This window comes from Sporosarcina sp. YIM B06819 (genome assembly GCF_033485175.1).
Classification (GTDB): domain Bacteria; phylum Bacillota; class Bacilli; order Bacillales_A; family Planococcaceae; genus Sporosarcina.
Genome location: NZ_JAWLIQ010000013.1, coordinates 83,873 through 100,058, shown reverse-complemented (window position 1 = coordinate 100,058; position 16,186 = coordinate 83,873). Strand labels below are relative to the sequence as shown.

Annotated in this window: 17 protein-coding genes and 1 riboswitch; of the genes, 8 read left to right on the top strand and 9 right to left on the bottom strand. The window is 41.1% G+C overall.

Annotated features, from left to right (window positions below):
- Window positions 1-76: 76 nt before the first annotated feature.
- From R2B72_RS10535 to R2B72_RS10525, 3 genes are all read left to right on the top strand, one after another.
- Window positions 77-1,309, top strand: coding sequence for an aminopeptidase (locus R2B72_RS10535; RefSeq protein WP_318616478.1), 1,233 nt, complete (start codon window positions 77-79; stop codon window positions 1,307-1,309).
- Window positions 1,310-1,417: 108 nt separating this feature from the next.
- Window positions 1,418-1,558, top strand: a complete 141-nt coding sequence (locus R2B72_RS10530; RefSeq protein WP_318616477.1) for a hypothetical protein — start codon at window positions 1,418-1,420, stop codon at window positions 1,556-1,558.
- A gap of 81 nt (window positions 1,559-1,639) precedes the next feature.
- Window positions 1,640-2,215, top strand: a complete 576-nt coding sequence (locus R2B72_RS10525) for a carbonic anhydrase (RefSeq protein WP_318616475.1) — start codon at window positions 1,640-1,642, stop codon at window positions 2,213-2,215.
- Between the two features lie 133 nt (window positions 2,216-2,348).
- On the opposite strand, the gene R2B72_RS10520 is transcribed toward R2B72_RS10525, so the two are convergent.
- Both R2B72_RS10520 and R2B72_RS10515 read right to left on the bottom strand, forming a co-directional pair.
- Window positions 2,349-2,894: a GNAT family protein gene (locus tag R2B72_RS10520; RefSeq protein WP_318616474.1), complete on the bottom strand. Its 546-nt coding sequence runs from the start codon at window positions 2,892-2,894 to the stop codon at window positions 2,349-2,351.
- Window positions 2,895-2,901: 7 nt separating this feature from the next.
- Window positions 2,902-4,704: a M3 family oligoendopeptidase gene (locus R2B72_RS10515; protein ID WP_412177824.1), complete on the bottom strand. Its 1,803-nt coding sequence runs from the start codon at window positions 4,702-4,704 to the stop codon at window positions 2,902-2,904.
- A 267-nt stretch (window positions 4,705-4,971) separates the two neighbouring features.
- Here R2B72_RS10515 and R2B72_RS10510 point away from each other — a divergent pair, with 267 nt between their 5' ends.
- Window positions 4,972-5,706, top strand: a complete 735-nt coding sequence (locus R2B72_RS10510) for a tryptophan-rich sensory protein (RefSeq protein WP_318616472.1) — start codon at window positions 4,972-4,974, stop codon at window positions 5,704-5,706.
- 38 nt (window positions 5,707-5,744) lie between these two features.
- On the opposite strand, the gene thiT is transcribed toward R2B72_RS10510, so the two are convergent.
- Entirely contained in the window at window positions 5,745-6,302 is a 558-nt protein-coding gene (gene thiT, locus R2B72_RS10505; RefSeq protein ID WP_318616471.1) for an energy-coupled thiamine transporter ThiT, read from the bottom strand.
- 79 nt (window positions 6,303-6,381) lie between these two features.
- Window positions 6,382-6,484, bottom strand: a riboswitch (TPP riboswitch).
- A gap of 108 nt (window positions 6,485-6,592) precedes the next feature.
- Between thiT and R2B72_RS10500 the strand changes: the two genes are divergently transcribed.
- The 3 genes from R2B72_RS10500 to map all read left to right on the top strand — a co-directional run bounded on the left by R2B72_RS10500 (window position 6,593) and on the right by map (window position 7,972).
- Window positions 6,593-6,940: a DUF4870 domain-containing protein gene (locus tag R2B72_RS10500; RefSeq protein ID WP_318616470.1), complete on the top strand. Its 348-nt coding sequence runs from the start codon at window positions 6,593-6,595 to the stop codon at window positions 6,938-6,940.
- Between the two features lie 63 nt (window positions 6,941-7,003).
- Window positions 7,004-7,120, top strand: coding sequence for a hypothetical protein (locus tag R2B72_RS10495; RefSeq protein WP_318616469.1), 117 nt, complete (start codon window positions 7,004-7,006; stop codon window positions 7,118-7,120).
- Between the two features lie 105 nt (window positions 7,121-7,225).
- Window positions 7,226-7,972 carry a type I methionyl aminopeptidase gene (gene map / locus R2B72_RS10490; protein WP_318616468.1) on the top strand — a complete coding sequence of 249 codons (747 nt, stop codon included), beginning with the start codon at window positions 7,226-7,228 and terminating at the stop codon, window positions 7,970-7,972.
- A gap of 57 nt (window positions 7,973-8,029) precedes the next feature.
- Here map and R2B72_RS10485 read toward each other — a convergent pair whose 3' ends face one another.
- From R2B72_RS10485 to R2B72_RS10470, 4 genes are all read right to left on the bottom strand, one after another.
- On the bottom strand, window positions 8,030-9,172 hold the full coding sequence (locus tag R2B72_RS10485) for a DEAD/DEAH box helicase (RefSeq protein WP_318616467.1): 1,143 nt from the start codon (window positions 9,170-9,172) through the stop codon (window positions 8,030-8,032).
- A 100-nt stretch (window positions 9,173-9,272) separates the two neighbouring features.
- Window positions 9,273-9,974, bottom strand: coding sequence for an aspartate/glutamate racemase family protein (locus tag R2B72_RS10480; RefSeq protein WP_318616466.1), 702 nt, complete (start codon window positions 9,972-9,974; stop codon window positions 9,273-9,275).
- A gap of 256 nt (window positions 9,975-10,230) precedes the next feature.
- Window positions 10,231-11,265 carry a lipid II:glycine glycyltransferase FemX gene (locus tag R2B72_RS10475; RefSeq protein ID WP_318616465.1) on the bottom strand — a complete coding sequence of 345 codons (1,035 nt, stop codon included), beginning with the start codon at window positions 11,263-11,265 and terminating at the stop codon, window positions 10,231-10,233.
- 53 nt (window positions 11,266-11,318) lie between these two features.
- Window positions 11,319-12,542: an ATP-grasp domain-containing protein gene (locus tag R2B72_RS10470; protein WP_318616464.1), complete on the bottom strand. Its 1,224-nt coding sequence runs from the start codon at window positions 12,540-12,542 to the stop codon at window positions 11,319-11,321.
- A gap of 249 nt (window positions 12,543-12,791) precedes the next feature.
- Here R2B72_RS10470 and R2B72_RS10465 point away from each other — a divergent pair, with 249 nt between their 5' ends.
- Window positions 12,792-13,862 (top strand): SDR family oxidoreductase, encoded by a 1,071-nt coding sequence (locus R2B72_RS10465; protein WP_318616463.1) that lies wholly within the window; start codon window positions 12,792-12,794, stop codon window positions 13,860-13,862.
- A gap of 63 nt (window positions 13,863-13,925) precedes the next feature.
- On the opposite strand, the gene R2B72_RS10460 is transcribed toward R2B72_RS10465, so the two are convergent.
- Together R2B72_RS10460 and R2B72_RS10455 are read right to left on the bottom strand one after the other, a co-directional pair.
- The gene (locus R2B72_RS10460) at window positions 13,926-14,774 is read right to left on the bottom strand and encodes a glycerophosphodiester phosphodiesterase (RefSeq protein WP_318616462.1); all 849 of its coding nucleotides are present in this window, start codon (window positions 14,772-14,774) and stop codon (window positions 13,926-13,928) included.
- 156 nt (window positions 14,775-14,930) lie between these two features.
- On the bottom strand, window positions 14,931-16,178 hold the full coding sequence (locus R2B72_RS10455; protein ID WP_318616460.1) for a U32 family peptidase: 1,248 nt from the start codon (window positions 16,176-16,178) through the stop codon (window positions 14,931-14,933).
- Window positions 16,179-16,186 lie beyond the last annotated feature (8 nt).

Below are 16,186 nucleotides of genomic sequence, written 5' to 3'. Positions count from 1 at the left end.
TCAAATAATGTTTACGTTGCAGGCAAGATAGTTATCTTGGTATTATTATGAATAGTAAGGAAAGGAGCAATCATTCATGTCGATTTTTGAACAACAATTGTCCCGCTATGCAGAACTTGCAGTAAACGTAGGCGTCAATATTCAACCAAACCAATATCTTTATATCAGCGCTTCAATTGAAGCAGCCGAATTCGTTCGCGTCATCACAGAAAAGGCTTATGATTCAGGAGCTCGTCACGTATTTGTAGACTGGGCTGATGATGTCATTTCCCGTTTACGTTATGAAAAAGCGCCAGCTGATTCTTTTGGTGAATTTCCAGAATGGAAAGTAATGGAGCGCGAACAACTTGCAGAAAAAGGCGCGGCATTCATGAGCATCGTTTCTCAAAGTCCCGATCTTTTAAAAGGGATTGACCCTTTACGCATTGCCGATTTCCAAAAAGCCGCTGGTCAGGCTCTCGATAAGTACCGTCAATATGTCCAGTCTGACAAAATTAGCTGGACAGTTATTGCAGCACCTTCCGAAGCATGGGCTGCCAAAGTTTTCCCTGATCTTCCAGCAGATGAACAAGTGTCTGCATTATGGGAGGCTATTTTCAAAGCTGTTCGTGCAGACCAAGACAATCCAGTTCAATCTTGGATTGACCACGACAACAACTTACACGCTAAAGTTGATTACCTAAATAACAAGCGCTTCCATAAACTTCACTACACAGCACCCGGAACTGATTTAACAGTCGAGTTACCGGAAGGTCATCTATGGTGTGGTGCAGGCAGTGTCAACGAAAAAGGACATACATTCATGGCGAATATGCCAACTGAAGAAGTTTTCACTGTGCCATTAAAAACTGGCGTCAATGGCTATGTATCTAGCACAAAACCATTAAGTTACGGCGGAAACATCATCGATAACTTCAAAATCACCTTTAAAGATGGACGTGTAACAGATGTTTCAGCTGAACAAGGTCAAGAAGTTTTACAACGTCTAATCGATACAGATGAAGGTGCCAAACATCTTGGTGAAGTCGCACTTGTGCCACATGCATCGCCTATTTCACAATCGGGACTTTTATTTTACAATACACTGTTCGATGAAAATGCTTCGAATCACTTTGCGCTTGGCAGTGCTTATGCTTTTTGTATCGAGGGCGGCAAACAGATGTCCCGGGAAGAGCTTGTACAGCACGGTTTGAATCAAAGTATCACTCATGTCGACTTCATGATTGGCTCTGAAGAAATGGATATTGATGGAGTCTACGACGATGGATCTACTGAGCCAGTATTCCGTGCAGGCAATTGGGCCTTCTAAAAAACTTCACAATTCATGACTTAATTTAAATTACCCCTTAAAAAAAAAGACTTTATACTGTATAATGAGAGCTGAGGCTAACTATCATTGTAGAGAGGGGTCTTATACATGGGCTTAATGTTCACTACAGTCATCGGTTATGCAGTCTGCCTCGGTTTGGCAGCAGCGTTTACGATGCACTATCTTTCGAGCGCTTTCGATTCTAGCAGCTCAGTAACAATTGATCCAAAACCAGAAAACAAATTTTAAGAGTTGCCATCTAGGCAGCTCTTTTCTTTTTGCATCTTTTTCTGTAATATAGGACTAATCAAAGTTACTGGAGGTTATACTATGACAATTCTTTCTACAATCCTTGAGTTTAATGAATCATTCGTCATCGAGAAACAATATGAACAGTATGCGACAACAAAATTTCCGGACAAGCATATCGTTATTTTGACTTGTATGGATACAAGGCTAACTGAATTGTTACCTAAAGCTATGAACTTAAAAAATGGAGATGCCAAAATCATTAAAAGTGCTGGCGCGATTGTAAACCATCCTTTTGGTGGAATTATGCGAAGCTTGCTGTTGGCTATTTATGAATTACAAGCTGATGAGGTATTTATCGTTGGACATTATGATTGTGGAATGAGTTCCATTAACACAAATCAAATTATCGATAAGATGGTTGATCGAGGAATTGATAAAAACCTTTTCAAAACACTACAATATTCGGGCGTCGACATGGAAGATTGGCTTCATGGTTTTAGTGATGTGACAGAAAGTGTCAGAATGAGTGTGGATATCGTCCGCAATCACCCTTTAATGGATACAACAGTACCGATTCACGGACTTGTTGCCCACCCAGATACGGGTAAACTCGATATAATTGTCGATGGCTATGCTTTTGCAACGAAAAACTAATCGACTTATTCCCCGGGAAATAGACAAGAAATGAAAACGTCTGGCGCCTATAGCTAGACAAAAGCCGATACCTTTTTTACAGGTATCGGCTTTTTATCTTTACTGCCCATTTTCGCAAAGTATTCTTACCCCTTCAAAAATCGTCCTCGATTGTTGCATACATATAGTGATCTTCCCAAACACCGTTAATATAGAGTAGCTTGCGCATCAAACCTTCTTGACAATAGCCTGCCTTTTCTAGAACTTTCATAGAGCCGATATTGCGAGGTGAAACGAATGCTTCTACTCGATGTAAGGCCATTTTTCCAAATGCGAAATTAGTGACAAGACGAACCGCTTCTGTTCCAAGTCCCCGCCCTATCTCTCTTTCATCAATCGAATAGCCCACGAAACCACTCGAAAAGGGCAGCCTTTTAATACTGTATAGCGAGATATGCCCAACTAACCTTCCTGAATTGGTATCGAAAATACCAAAGTTATATTCTCTTCTGTCTCGCATCTGATAAATGGACTCTCTAATTTTCTCCCTTTGAACAGCAACATTAAAATAACTCATTTCATGGCGTGGTTCAAAAACAGACCAATAGTCTTTATTAGCAGTAAGCAATTCCGTGAAGAGCGCCGCGTCTTCCTCTGTCAATATTCGCAAATAACAAGTTTTTCCTTCAAGCAAAATCAATAGCTATTCACCCTTTTACCGAAGTAAGTTCCAAGAACTCCTCAACGTCTTTCACACATAATGCTACTCCCTTTGCCCAAAACTCCTGCTGGGAAATATCCTCACCAAGATGTTTCATCGCAAGATCCTCAACACTCATTACCGCTGTGTCGCGTAGTAGCGCTATATATTTCTGCTCAAATCCTTGGCCTTCCTCCAACGCTTTAGCGTAAATGCTTAACGAGAACAAATAGCCAAATGTATAAGGGAAGTTATAGAACGGCGTACTTGTAATATAGAAATGGAGCTTTGATGCCCAGAAGTGTGGATGTGTTGCGTCCAGTGCCCCCCCGTAAGCTTCTTGCTGTGCTTCTGCCATCAAGTCGTTCAGTCTGTCTGCAGAAACAATGCCATTTTTTCTTTCCTCATAAAATCTTGTTTCAAATAAAAATCGCGCATGAATATTCATGAAAAATGCTACACTACGCTGAATTTTATCTTCTAACAATGCAATTTTCTCATCATTCGTTGCTGCTGCTTTCACAGCTGCATCCGCAACAATCATTTCCGCAAATGTCGATGCTGTTTCCGCAACGCCCATTGCATATTGCCGATTCATCCAATGAACCGGACGTAACGCATAAGAATGGAACGCATGACCAAGTTCATGGGCAAGCGTTGCAACATTCGACATCGTCCCACTATACGTCATGAAAATACGTGACTGCTCGGACATCGGCATACCCGTGCAGAAACCACCTGGTCGTTTGTTAGGGCGATCTTCCGCCTCAATCCAGCTGTCTTCAAATGCCTTTCTTGAGAACGCTTCTAGCTCAGGACCAAATTCTCCAAAATGTTGCAAGATGAATTGTGCACCTGCTTGGTAGTCCATCTTCTTCGTCGAAGCTGTCACAGGTGCATCCATGTCATACCAATTCATCATTTCCGTACCAAGCATTTTTGCTTTAACGTTCAAGTATTCTACAAATGGTGCTTTGCTAGCACTAATTGCGCTCCACATTGCATCTAGCGTTTCTTCGCTCATGCGGTTACGCAAAAGCGGCTCTTTCAAGACAGAGTCCCAGCCACGTTTCTTATATACCGCAAGTCTAAATCCTGCAAGACGATTTAGTGCAGAAGCAAAGAAATCTTCTTTCGCTCCCCATGCTTCTTCTAATGCTTCAAATGCCCGCTTTCGAACATCAGCATCCGCGTGTGAACTTAAATTATTAGCTTGCCCAACTGACAGTTCTTTTTCCATACCATCTATTTGGATTTTAATCTTTATATCTCGGACAAGTAAGTCATATAATTGTCCCCAGCCATGATAACCATCAACACTTAGGGCTGTGATTATACTTTCTTCCTCTTCAGATAATTTCAAAGCAGCTTCTTCGCGCCACTCATTAAGTACAAATGCAAATTCCTTCAGCTCATCCGATTCCATAAGCTCTTGCCATATATCCTCATTCGCTTTTGCCAGTGTTTGCTGAATATTCAACATCACTGTCGAGAACCTTGCGCTAAGCGTAGTCGTTTCCCCTTGGAGAATTAATGCTTTTTTATCTGTTGTATTAGCTGCTAGGAAACAGCCAATAACAGCACCTGCTTGTGACATGTTTAGCGCCACATCTTTTATCGAATCGATAAGATTTGCCACTTCGTTTGCCGCAACAGCTGACACTGGAATTTGAAATGCACGAGCTGCTTCTTCTAATGAACTGAGCTTTTCCTTCACATCATCCAGGTGCGTGCGCAATTGTGGCGACTCACTTCCACCTTCGAAAAATACATCCAGATCCCATACTTCAGAATACGTTTGTTGTGTCAACATTATTTCCCCCTTGGACCGTTCTAAATTTTCTAAAAACACCCTTTTATTATAACATGAAACTTCGGCAGAAATTAATCAATTGCGCCTTGGCGTAATTGTGTCCAAATTTCGAATTGCGCCCGCAGGACGCGGCGTTCTTAGTCTGAGTTCCCCTAATCAGCAGGGGGCTTCTGCTGATTCAAGTTAAATTGTGACGGAAACTTCATACTTTCTTTCGCAAGCTCGGCCTTTCCTATGTATACTATTCAATAGGAGGATTTGAATATGTATAGAATTATGATGATGACCCTTTCGCTCATTGCAGTTGTCCTTGTCAATGTAGCAGCAAATAGTACAACTTTTAACGGAAACACAACCGTAGAAATCGCAAATAGGTTACCAGTGCTTTTTATGCCAGCAGGATATACCTTTGCACTGTGGGCAATCATTTATGTGTTGCTCGGCTTCTGGCTGTACGGCTTTAGACACAATAACCTCAATGCTAACCAGACAATACAAAATTGGAGGGCTACCCTGTTTGTAGCTAGTTGTCTGCTCCATATCGTATGGCTTCTGCTTTGGCATTACGGCTTCTTTAATTGGACAATTGTCTTTATGGCACTACTACTTGCCGTGCTACTGGGCATTTATTTTTCCTATCCAAAGAAAGACAACCAATTGTTCGGCAGAATTCCGATTGCCATTAACCTTGGTTGGATTTTTGTAGTGACTATTGCTAATGTCAGTTATGTCCTGACACTACATGAATGGTCTGGTTGGGGACTAAGTGATCCATTATGGACAGTCATTTATTTGACCTTCGCTACTGCGATTGCATTCCATTTCCTATACCATCATGCTGATATAGCGCTCAGCAGTGTCTTCATGTGGGCATTTATAGGGATTGCAGTGAAAAACGGTGTGGATGAATTATTTGTTTCAGCTGCAGCACTGTTTCTAACAGCAGCCATTGCCGCCGTTATTTTTTTCAAAAGAAAACAGCTAACATCCGCTAAATAGAAAAATCGCCGTTCCTCCTTTGAGAAGAACGGCGATTTTTATTTAGGTTGAAGTAGACGTGGTGCTGATGTGAATAATAACGAGGCGACGATGGCTGATATGATAATTGCAGGAATCATATAACTGCCATTGTATACAAGTGAGTAAAGCCAAACCGGTTGCCCTTCGGGTGCATACGAACCAAAGAACACTATTCCCCCTATGAAATGGATGAGGTAGCGGAGTAATCCACCGATAATCGTCCCGACAACTATCGCCGTGACCATCGACCCTTTATTACTTTTCGCTTTGCTACTCAACAGCCAACCAAGTGTAACCGCCGCGACGCCAACCAGTGCGTAAGCTACAAAATAATCGAGTGTGGCTTGTATTGGATTCAAAATATAGCCACCCATTAGAGCCTGTAAAGAACCGGATACAAATCCCGTCAACATACCACCAAGAATCCCCCACCGAAATGCCATGACGATAATCGGCAACATTGACAATGTAACCGAGCCACCTTGTGGCATTTTGAAGCCGATTTGATCGAGCACAAATGAAATTGCCCCTAAAATGGCTACTTCTAATAAAAACTGCAGACGTTTACGATCCAAATTTCTTCCTCCTTCTAGTTGGCGTAGGAATGTGGGCATAAAAAAAGACATCCCGGATAGAATGGGACATCATAAATATGACGATTACCATCCACATCCCTACGCAAGAATAATCTTACAGGTTCGAAGGGTCAGGACAAATCGTCCAATCTCAGCCAAAATAGGCCCCCCTTGTGGTTCGAGTTATTCAATTATCTAGTTCATTGTATAAGATAGTGAATCTTTAAGCAAGATAATTAACAGGTATACTAATTAACCTAGTATAATTGATGGACAACGGAGGGATTCCTTTGCAAAATAATAAACTATTGGCTTCCTTATGCTATTTCAGTGTTTTTTTAGCCCCTTTACTTCTACCAGTCATTATTTATTTTGTTACTGATGACCGAGAAATTAAATTTCATGCTAAACGATCTCTTGTATCACATCTTGTTCCTGTTGTATTACTAATTGCAGGATTAATTATTTTTTCTTTTTCAATGTTTTCTTTTACAACCCGCATAAGTGGCATGTCCGGTGAAGACTTGGGGTTTGGTTTTTGGCAGCTAACCCCCTTTCTTTTCATGTTAATCTATGGGCTGCTGTTCATTATCATTGTGATTTGGAATGTCATTCAGGGCGTCAAGGTATTAAAATAAGGTTTAACACACTTGAAACACGGGAATTGACTAACAAATATTGTTCTTAGGAGTAGGATGAATTTGAATCTTGGTAAATTAGTTAAAACAGCTATTAAAGTCGCACCTATTGTCTATCCAATTGTACGAAAAATACTTACCAATAAGAAAAGTACAGATGTGAGGATTCCCAAAAAGTAATTCACCAACCTGCAAACTTTAAAATGGTTTGCAGGCTTTTTTCCGCGTTGCAATATGATATAGTGTAATATAGAAAAAACGAACGGCAGAAAGGATTTGTGCATAATGATTGCAAAAACTGAACAGGATATCGAAGCGTTAAAAAAAATCGGCAAAATCGTTGCGGAAATCCGCGAAGCACTCAAAGCAGCGACTGTTCCAGGTAAAACAACAAAGGAAATTGATGAACTCGGTGGACGTCTCTTTGAAGAAAAAGGTGCCGTTTCTGCACCAATCGATCAATACGATTTCCCTGGTTATACATGCATCAGTGTCAACAATGAAGTTGCCCATGGCATCCCAGGCGCTCGCGTTATTCAGGACGGCGACCTCGTCAATATTGACGTCTCTGGCTCTTACGGCGGCTATTTTGCCGACACAGGTATCTCTTTTGTTGTTGGAACACCTGATGAAAAAAAACAACAGCTTTGCGACGTGGCAAAAAGTGCCTTCGAGCTCGCTATGAAAAATGTCAAAGCAGGTTCTAGTCTTAATAGAATCGGTAAAGCTGTGGAGCGCGAAGCAAAAAATCACGGACTGACAGTTATTAAAAATTTAACGGGTCACGGCATTGGTAAATCTCTCCATGAAGAACCCCAACATATTTTAAACTATTTTGACCCATCCGATAAAACACTGCTAAAAGAAGGTATGGTTTTAGCTGTTGAGCCTTTCATCTCACAGAAAGCTGAGCATATTATCGAATTAGGTGACGGTTGGACATTCGTCACACCTGATAATTCCCTCGTTGCTCAAATCGAGCACACAGTAATTGTCACAAAAGGAGCACCAATTATTTTAACTGAAATCTAATCCGACAAAAGGGCTCCCCTCTGAATCCATACCGATTCACAGGAGAGCCCTTTTTCATTATTTCTTTTTAACATTGCCAACCGTCTTCGAGTTACCTTCTGTCAGCTGACCTTTATACCATACTTTCTGAACTGTTTTAATACCTTTAGTCAGTTTACGATAATCACGTTCTTCTGCATAGGACAACAACGTTAACACTTCTCCGTCTTCGCCTGCCCGTCCTGTTCGACCCGAACGGTGTAAGTATTGCTCAATCGTATGAGGCACGTCTACGTGGATAACATGCGTTAACCCTTCGATATCCAACCCACGTGCTGCAAGATCCGTCGCGATTAGTACACGTAACTCACCTTTACGGAAACTGTCCAATGTTTGCTGTCTCTCGAATTTCTTCATTTCGGAATGAAGAACCGCAATTGGTGCCTCGTTGTACTTGAGCTTCATTTCTTTCATCCGAAGCTGATCGACATTATTAATAAAGGCAAGAGCACGGATTCCTTTTAAATGAGAAATTCCTCGTAAGACGTCCGTCTTATCTCGTACATCGGTCTTCGCAAATGAATGGACGACTTTACCCGATTTCGGCATTTCTTCAGCACCGACTTGAATACGAACAGGATTATTCATAAATTTACTGGCAACTACTTCGATTTCCTCTGTAATAGTCGCAGATACAGCAATGACTTGTCTGTCTGGATTTGCTGCTTCAATCATATTTTTGACAACTACACGGTGATCACGTGATAGGAGCTGATCTCCTTCGTCCAGTACAATATGACGAATATCATACATTTTCAATTTCTTTACTTTCACAAGCTCAGCTAAACGACCTGGTGTTCCAACAACAATCGTCGGCTTTTTTTTCAAATGCTCAATTTGGCGTTGCATATTAGCCCCACCAATTAGTTGAGTAACAGTGACTCCTGTTCCTTCAACCCATTCCCTAATGACATTAACGATTTGCATCGACAGCTCCTGTGATGGCGTCATAATCAATGCTTGCGTCTGTTTTTTATCGCCATCCACCAATTGTAAAATCGGCAAGACAAAAGCCAATGTCTTACCCGAACCTGTCGGTGACTCCGCAACGATATCTTTACCTGCCAACATCTCTGGAATCAATTTTGTTTGGATTGGCATTTCGTGCTCGAACTTCCACTTATTTTTGAACTGATCATCCATTTTTTCTAAGAAGGACATTCTTATCCCCACCTTCACTCTAGTCTTTTCAGTGTATCACATCTGCCCGTACTAATGATAAAAACGCCTAGAAGCAACGATTCGCCTCCAGACGTCTTATTTACTTTTTAACGGTATGGCCACATCTTTCAATCGCCGTTTCTGCAAGAACAAGTAGCGAATCAATGCACTCATCGCCAAGGCCAAGTTCCTGTCGAACAACCGATAATTCTGTACAGCCAAGAATTACTTTATCACACCCTGCTTGATCCATCGCACCTTTAATGATGAACCACTTCTCACTATTAGCCGGTTTTCCCGCCTTCACATCATCATAAATGAGTGACATGACGACAGACTGAATATGCGCATCAGGTATAATCGGTGTCATCCCGTACCGTTCACAGGCCGATTGATATACGCCCGTTGTAATCGTTCCCGTTGTCCCTAAAATACCCACACGCTTGGCGCCGCCTTGTGCAGCCCTGGCCGCAGTCTCCCCAATCATATCGATAACAGGAAGATTTGTTCCCTCCTCGATTTGTCCAAAAAAGGAGTGCGCTGTATTGCAAGGAATAGCTAGAATTTCTGCGCCTGCCACCGTCAGCCGTTGTGCATCTGATAGGATAACCGGCACTGGATCCTCTTCACTTTCCCCTAATATAAAAGCTGTACGATCGGGAATATGTGGATTATTGGTAATGATCATATCTACATGATCTTGGTCTTTTTCTGCCTCTGTCAAGCGGACAATCATTTCGCCTATCAACATTGTAGCAAGTGGCCCCACGCCACCGATGATACCTAACGTTTTCTTTTCCATATACTTGTCAAAACCTTCACTTATAAATTTCCTTCATCAATTGCGCCTTGGCGTAATTGCGTCGGGATTTTGAATTGGGGCCTACAGGAAGTAGGTCATGCAGTCGTTGCCGCAGGACGCGGCGATTTTAGACTGCGTTCTTAAATTAACTCCCCTCAAAATCCCTGACATCCGCCGGAGGCTTGACAAGGAGAAATTGAACTTCATTTCTCCCCAATCAGCAGGGAGTTTGAGCTTCCAGCTGATTCAAGTCAAGTCATTGCTGATTTGGTTTCTTACGCAGACGCTTCACCATCGGAATGACCTTTTCTAAGATGTTATACATCAACGGTTTATATACTTTGTCAATCTCTCCAATATACTCAGTTGGACCGTCTTTATCACAAAAACTTTTTTTGAAAATATACAATCCATCCGACACTTCAAAAAAACCACCGAAATCATATTGGGTAGCACCCATTTCGATACCCCATTTTATCATTTCATAATTCATAATGTGATTGGGATTCAAATTCCGTTTGACATTCGTACTTCCAGCGTACAGATAGTACATTTTGCCGTGGTAATTGATAGTCAATGCCCCCGCTAAAATGTCTTCCTCATGATAAGCAATATAAACTCTTGCTTCTTCATATGAATCACGGATTTTCTTGAAATAGTCCACTGAGCGCGTCGTTATATTATTGCGTTCCGACATCGTTCGATACGTCTCATAAAACAGTTCAATATCTTCATCGCTACGCGAATAACGAACCTGGACACCTTTTTTCTCAGCACCTCTAATTGTACTGCGTCCCTTTTTCGAAAACTTCATCATAATACTTTCTTCATCGTGATCCTCCAAATAGAGGATCATGTTCTTGCGTGGTTGAATGAGTTTTTCCTGCTCGTCGTCTTTCGAAGTTAAATGAAAGCCTGCGTTTTTATAAAGAGCATACAGCTCGTCCGAATAGGTAATCTCCGGATCGAACTTTAGCATGATAGCTTTATACTTTTTCGCTACTTCATCTACTTCTTTTAACAGCTTCTGAACAAGTGCCAAATCCGTGACGTCGCACACCGGTCCTCTTGTTGCATAGAGCATGGAATAACCGCCCGGCAATCTTTTTATAAGAATGGACAGCGCGGCGATAATTTTGCCGTCTTGTTCAAGATAGACACACTCATTTCCCCAATCGTCCTTCACTTCTGCCCACAAACGATCTTGCATCATGGAACCGTATGGTGAATTGCGGACGAAGTCATCGTACCTCCCCACATCTGCTAGATTCGATTTATCAAGTACAGCCATTACCAGTACCTCCAGTTGCAAACCTTGTCAGCCACGTATATGCGGCGTTTTGCTTAGTCCTTTAATTTGAAATGCGTTTCAAAACGTTTGTAGTAATCTTTGTAAAATGAATTCAACTTAAATTTCCGAATAAAACTAAGATCCGCGGGATAATACAATGTTCGCTCTGCCTGTCCTTTGGCAAACCGATCAATGACCTGGGCTTTCAGTTCTTCATCCATCGTATATTTAATAAGCAAGTCTTTTGGTACACCGTGCCATAGTCGACTGTTCGAACCGTATTCAACGGGTAAGTCACTGTTGTTAACCCGGTCTTCCACAAGGTATTTCGCCATATTATAGCCATTCGTAGTGACAAAATAGCTACTTCTTCCCTGTCTAATATTCAATTCAAATATTTTATATTTGCCATCGCGTCTATCATATTTCAAATCGATATTTGCATAACCGCGGAAGTTGATAGCTTCAAGAAATTTTTTATATTGTGCATAGATCTCTTGATTTTCTTCCCCGATAATACCTACATAGTTGCCGATAAGAATAGGTGTATAATCTTCAAGCACAACTCGTCCAAGGCACATCATGCGTACTTTGCCGTTTTGATCGACATAGGCGTTAAGGACGCGCATAACAGTATCGTTACCAGGGATATAATCTTGAATAATAAGTGAATCTGTATAACTCGATGAATAGATTTTACGAATAGCATCTGTAAATGCTGCTTTATCATGCAGCACATACGCTTTCTTTTTCCCTTCGAATTGCGCATTGAAATACGTCATGCTATCCGAAGGTTTGACAACGACTGGAAAACCGAACGGTAAATCCATTTCTGGATCCATTCCTTTTTTGAAAATAACCGTGTCCGGATAATCAAGCCCGTGTTCTTCACACATTTCATAGAAACGTTCTTTATAAACAACCTGATCCATTAGCTCTTCGCTGATAAATGGCAGAACATAATGTGGTTCGAGTGCTGCCCTACTGCGAATTGCAAGTTCTGCGTAGTTTTCATTACTCGCAACGACAAGTAACTTGTCAGCACGGTCCTTCAGTTCTTTATGCAGATCTAACATACTTTGAACAAATATTTCTGGTTCATCTAATCGCTCATAAATTTTCTTTTCTACAATTTTACTATGCATTGTCGGTAAGATATGCCCTTTTGTCACGACAATGCTTGTGATGCCGTATTGTTCATGAAAGGCCCTTGCCATACCATATGCATTATCATCAGAGCCGAGAATGACCGGCAAAAACTCTGCTTTTTTCATCATCATTTTCCTCCTCATACTAAAAGCACTTATTTATGTGAACGATTTATCATGTATTTGAAATTCGAAGAGGCTTAAATCCATGTTGAATAAAGGATAAGCACAACTCTACCACCCTTAAATTTACGTGAATGAAGCGAAACTGTCAATTTTACTGAAGGCTAATTTTCCACTTATAACGCCAACTATGCGATAATAAGAATAGCAATTGGAGGGAGATTATTCTCACCTCTATTCATGGAGGGAACAATATTGACCATTCTTTTAACAGGTTCCACCGGTTTTCTTGGTGGTAAATTACTAAATAACTTACTCGAAACAACTGATCATACATTATTCGTACTTGTACGAGATATGGAAAAGGCGGAAAAGCTAGTCGCTAATCTTGCTGGACAAGCTGATAGCAGAATTAAGCTATTACATGGAGATATTACACAGCCGTTCTGTGGACTATCAGAGGAGACAATTCAACAACTAACAGGAAAAGTTGATCTTTTTTATCACATAGCGGCTCTTGTGAAATTCGATGAGGAATTACGTGAAGAACTTTTCACCGTCAATTACGGTGGGACAGAACATGCTTTGGAGCTTGCTGTAACATTGCACGTGAAGCAGTTCCTTTATGTCAGCACGGCCTACACTGTCGGGAAACGATCACATGGAGTAGAAGAGTTATATCCCATCAATTCGGAAATCCATAATCCATACGAAGAAAGTAAAGTGAAATCTGAACATCTTGTCCTTTCCTATGCCGACCAAATGGCAGTGTCCATCTTCCGACCATCGATCATCGTTGGAGACTCTGAAACAGGAGAAGCTGATTCTGAATTTACCCTTTATGGCTTCATGCGTGCCCTCGATGTATTCAAACGACGAGTTATACGAAAAGCAAGTAATGCTGATACCATTTACCACGTCATCGGTAGTAAAAATGCGACATCGAATCTTGTTCCTGTCAATTACGTTGCCGACATTTTAGCGCTCGCAGCAAAAAAAGCAGAAGCTGGCGTCATTTACAACATTACAAATCCATCTCCAGCAACGAATTACGATCTGTTAACCATGATTAAAAATGCACTCAATTTTAATCAATTAGCCATTATAGAAGATGTCGATGTCCAGACATTGACTACTGAAGAGCAGCAATTAAACGGCATGATTAGTGTTTTCAATGCTTACTTGTCTCGCTCATTCAACTTTGACGACAGTAATACACAGCGCCTTATCGAAGGAACAGCTGTCCAACATCTAGACATGAACGACAAGACGATGCAAATGATTATTGATGCTTATTTCAATGTTCGTGTGGATGATGTCAACTAATTAGTAGCCACAACAAAAAAGAAGTATTCCAACTATCTTGCGGAATACTTCTTTTTTTCTTGACTACTGTCTGGCTATAAAAGTAGCCTCTTCAACCGGCCACTGTGAAAAGTCTGTAATAATGCCATCTACCCCATATTGAAATGCTTTGGCAATCAATTGTTGATCCTTCTTCGACCAAACCAACACTTTTCCACCATATGTATGAATGCGATCTACCATTCGCTTATTAATATACGAAACATTAAAATTGATGTAAGTAGCAAAAGACGTTAAATCTTCAATCCGTTTAGTGGATGGAAGCAGAGTAGACGGCTTCATCAAAATGGCAATCTGTAATTCTGGTAGCAAGGAATGTATTTTTCTCATTGATTCAATATCAAACGACTGGACAATGATACCGCTTACATCTCCGTGCTTTTCTAATAATGCAACCACTTTTTCCTCAATCCCCGGATATAAACTCGATTTCTTAATCTCTATTAGCAACCCAATTTCACCGTAAAACTCATCCAGCAATTCATCGAGTGTAATGATCTTTTCTCCGCTAAAAGAAGGATCAAATACCACTCCAGCATCAAGTTCCTTCAATTCAGCTAGCGTATAATCTTTGATGAATCCTTTACCATTCGTTGTTCGATCTACTTTATCATCATGCATAATAATAAGTTCGCCATCTTTTGAAAGATGAACATCACACTCTAAAAAATCCGCCCCAAGCTCCAGTCCTTTTTGAAAAGCAGCTTGTGTGTTTTCAGGTGCATAACTAGAAGCTCCACGATGGGCAACACTAATCATCCCCGTCATCTCTACCTGCTTAGGAGGATGCTCATTAAAACCAACTAGCAGGAGCAAACACGCACTAACTAAACCAACTAACCAGCTCGATTTCTTTTTTCCAAGCTTCCTCATCCCAAACACCTCACAACGCTACTTATTTCTGACTATTCAAACCATTCTATAATTATATTTTAACATAAATATAAAGACCTGCAACCCTCATTTTTTCTTTTTTCAAAGGTGAAAATCCCCTATGCATACATGCACAGAGGATACTTTCTTCTACATTCACTTCTTCTTACGAATCATATCAAATGATTTTACAGGAACTGTTACTTTTGTTTTCACAATCATCATGGCATTGGGTGCACGCTCAATCGGCTCATCATGCTCATTCCATAATACATCGATCGTTTGATGTGAGTGTGTAAACCGTGGCCCATAAAACTCCACCTCATCTCCTAGCCCAAAATGATTGCGTTGTTGAATGGTCGCAATTTGGGTTTCTTCATTATAAGCCAATATTTGTCCAATAAAACTATACGCTTGAATTTTGCGTGGCTTGCCAAATAACTGCCCACGCTCCGTCGGTGTTCCATAATAAAAACCAGTCGCTAACTCCCGTTGTGCCACTTTCCATAACTCGTCTTCCCACTCTTGTTTACACTCATAGTTATCCGGGTCATCACAATACGCATCAATTGCTCGACGATAAACATTCGACACCGTTGATACATAGTGAATTGATTTCATGCGCCCTTCAATTTTAAAACTATCAATACCACTATCCACTAAATCAGGAATATGACGAATCATCGACATATCCACTGCACTCATTGAAAACTCCTCAAGAGTATCACCGCCAAGCAATGAGTGACGTTCACCCGACTCCTCCATATCAAACAAACCATATTTCCAACGGCAGGACTGTGTGCAGCCCCCGCGATTGGCATCACGCTCTGACATATGATTCGATAGCACACAACGACCTGAATAGGAAATACACATCGCCCCATGAATAAAAGCTTCAATTTCTATATCCGTTTTTTGACGAATTTCCTTTATTTCAGCTATCCCGACTTCTCTTGCCAAAACAACACGTTCCAAGCCTTCCGATTGCCAGAAATTCAACGTTTCATAATTCGTCGCTGAAGCTTGTGTCGATAAATGAATCGGTAATCCTGGCGCTTCTGTCGCGCATATTTCAATTAAAGCTGGATCAGATACAATGACCGCCCGAATACCGATATCTCGAAGCGTACGGAAAAATGCACCCGCCCCATCAACATCTCCTTCATGTGCAACCATATTGGCCGCCACATACACTTTTGCATTTGCCTTATTTGCGAATGCCACACCTTCCCGCATTTCATCATAGGTAAAGTTTCCAGCACGACTTCTTAAGCCATACGCATTGCCACCAATATAGACGGCATCCGCCCCATAACGGATAGCGGTTTTTAGTTTTTCAAGCGTTCCAGCAGGCGCCAATACTTCCGGCTTTTTTGTAATCACTCTCTTCGCCGTAATTCCCATTGTCAACC

What these genes read in the sequence shown, in the direction of transcription:
- R2B72_RS10535 (WP_318616478.1), top strand. Translation starts at nt 77, where the DNA reads ATGTCGATTTTTGAACAACAATTGTCCCGCTATGCAGAACTTGCAGTA.
- R2B72_RS10530 (WP_318616477.1), top strand. Translation starts at nt 1,418, where the DNA reads ATGGGCTTAATGTTCACTACAGTCATCGGTTATGCAGTCTGCCTCGGT.
- R2B72_RS10525 (WP_318616475.1), top strand. Translation starts at nt 1,640, where the DNA reads ATGACAATTCTTTCTACAATCCTTGAGTTTAATGAATCATTCGTCATC.
- R2B72_RS10510 (WP_318616472.1), top strand. Translation starts at nt 4,972, where the DNA reads ATGTATAGAATTATGATGATGACCCTTTCGCTCATTGCAGTTGTCCTT.
- map (WP_318616468.1), top strand. Translation starts at nt 7,226, where the DNA reads ATGATTGCAAAAACTGAACAGGATATCGAAGCGTTAAAAAAAATCGGC.
- R2B72_RS10485 (WP_318616467.1), bottom strand. Translation starts at nt 9,172, where the DNA reads ATGTCCTTCTTAGAAAAAATGGATGATCAGTTCAAAAATAAGTGGAAG.
- R2B72_RS10480 (WP_318616466.1), bottom strand. Translation starts at nt 9,974, where the DNA reads ATGGAAAAGAAAACGTTAGGTATCATCGGTGGCGTGGGGCCACTTGCT.
- R2B72_RS10475 (WP_318616465.1), bottom strand. Translation starts at nt 11,265, where the DNA reads ATGGCTGTACTTGATAAATCGAATCTAGCAGATGTGGGGAGGTACGAT.
- R2B72_RS10470 (WP_318616464.1), bottom strand. Translation starts at nt 12,542, where the DNA reads ATGATGAAAAAAGCAGAGTTTTTGCCGGTCATTCTCGGCTCTGATGAT.
- R2B72_RS10460 (WP_318616462.1), bottom strand. Translation starts at nt 14,774, where the DNA reads ATGAGGAAGCTTGGAAAAAAGAAATCGAGCTGGTTAGTTGGTTTAGTT.
- R2B72_RS10455 (WP_318616460.1), bottom strand. Translation starts at nt 16,178, where the DNA reads ATGGGAATTACGGCGAAGAGAGTGATTACAAAAAAGCCGGAAGTATTG.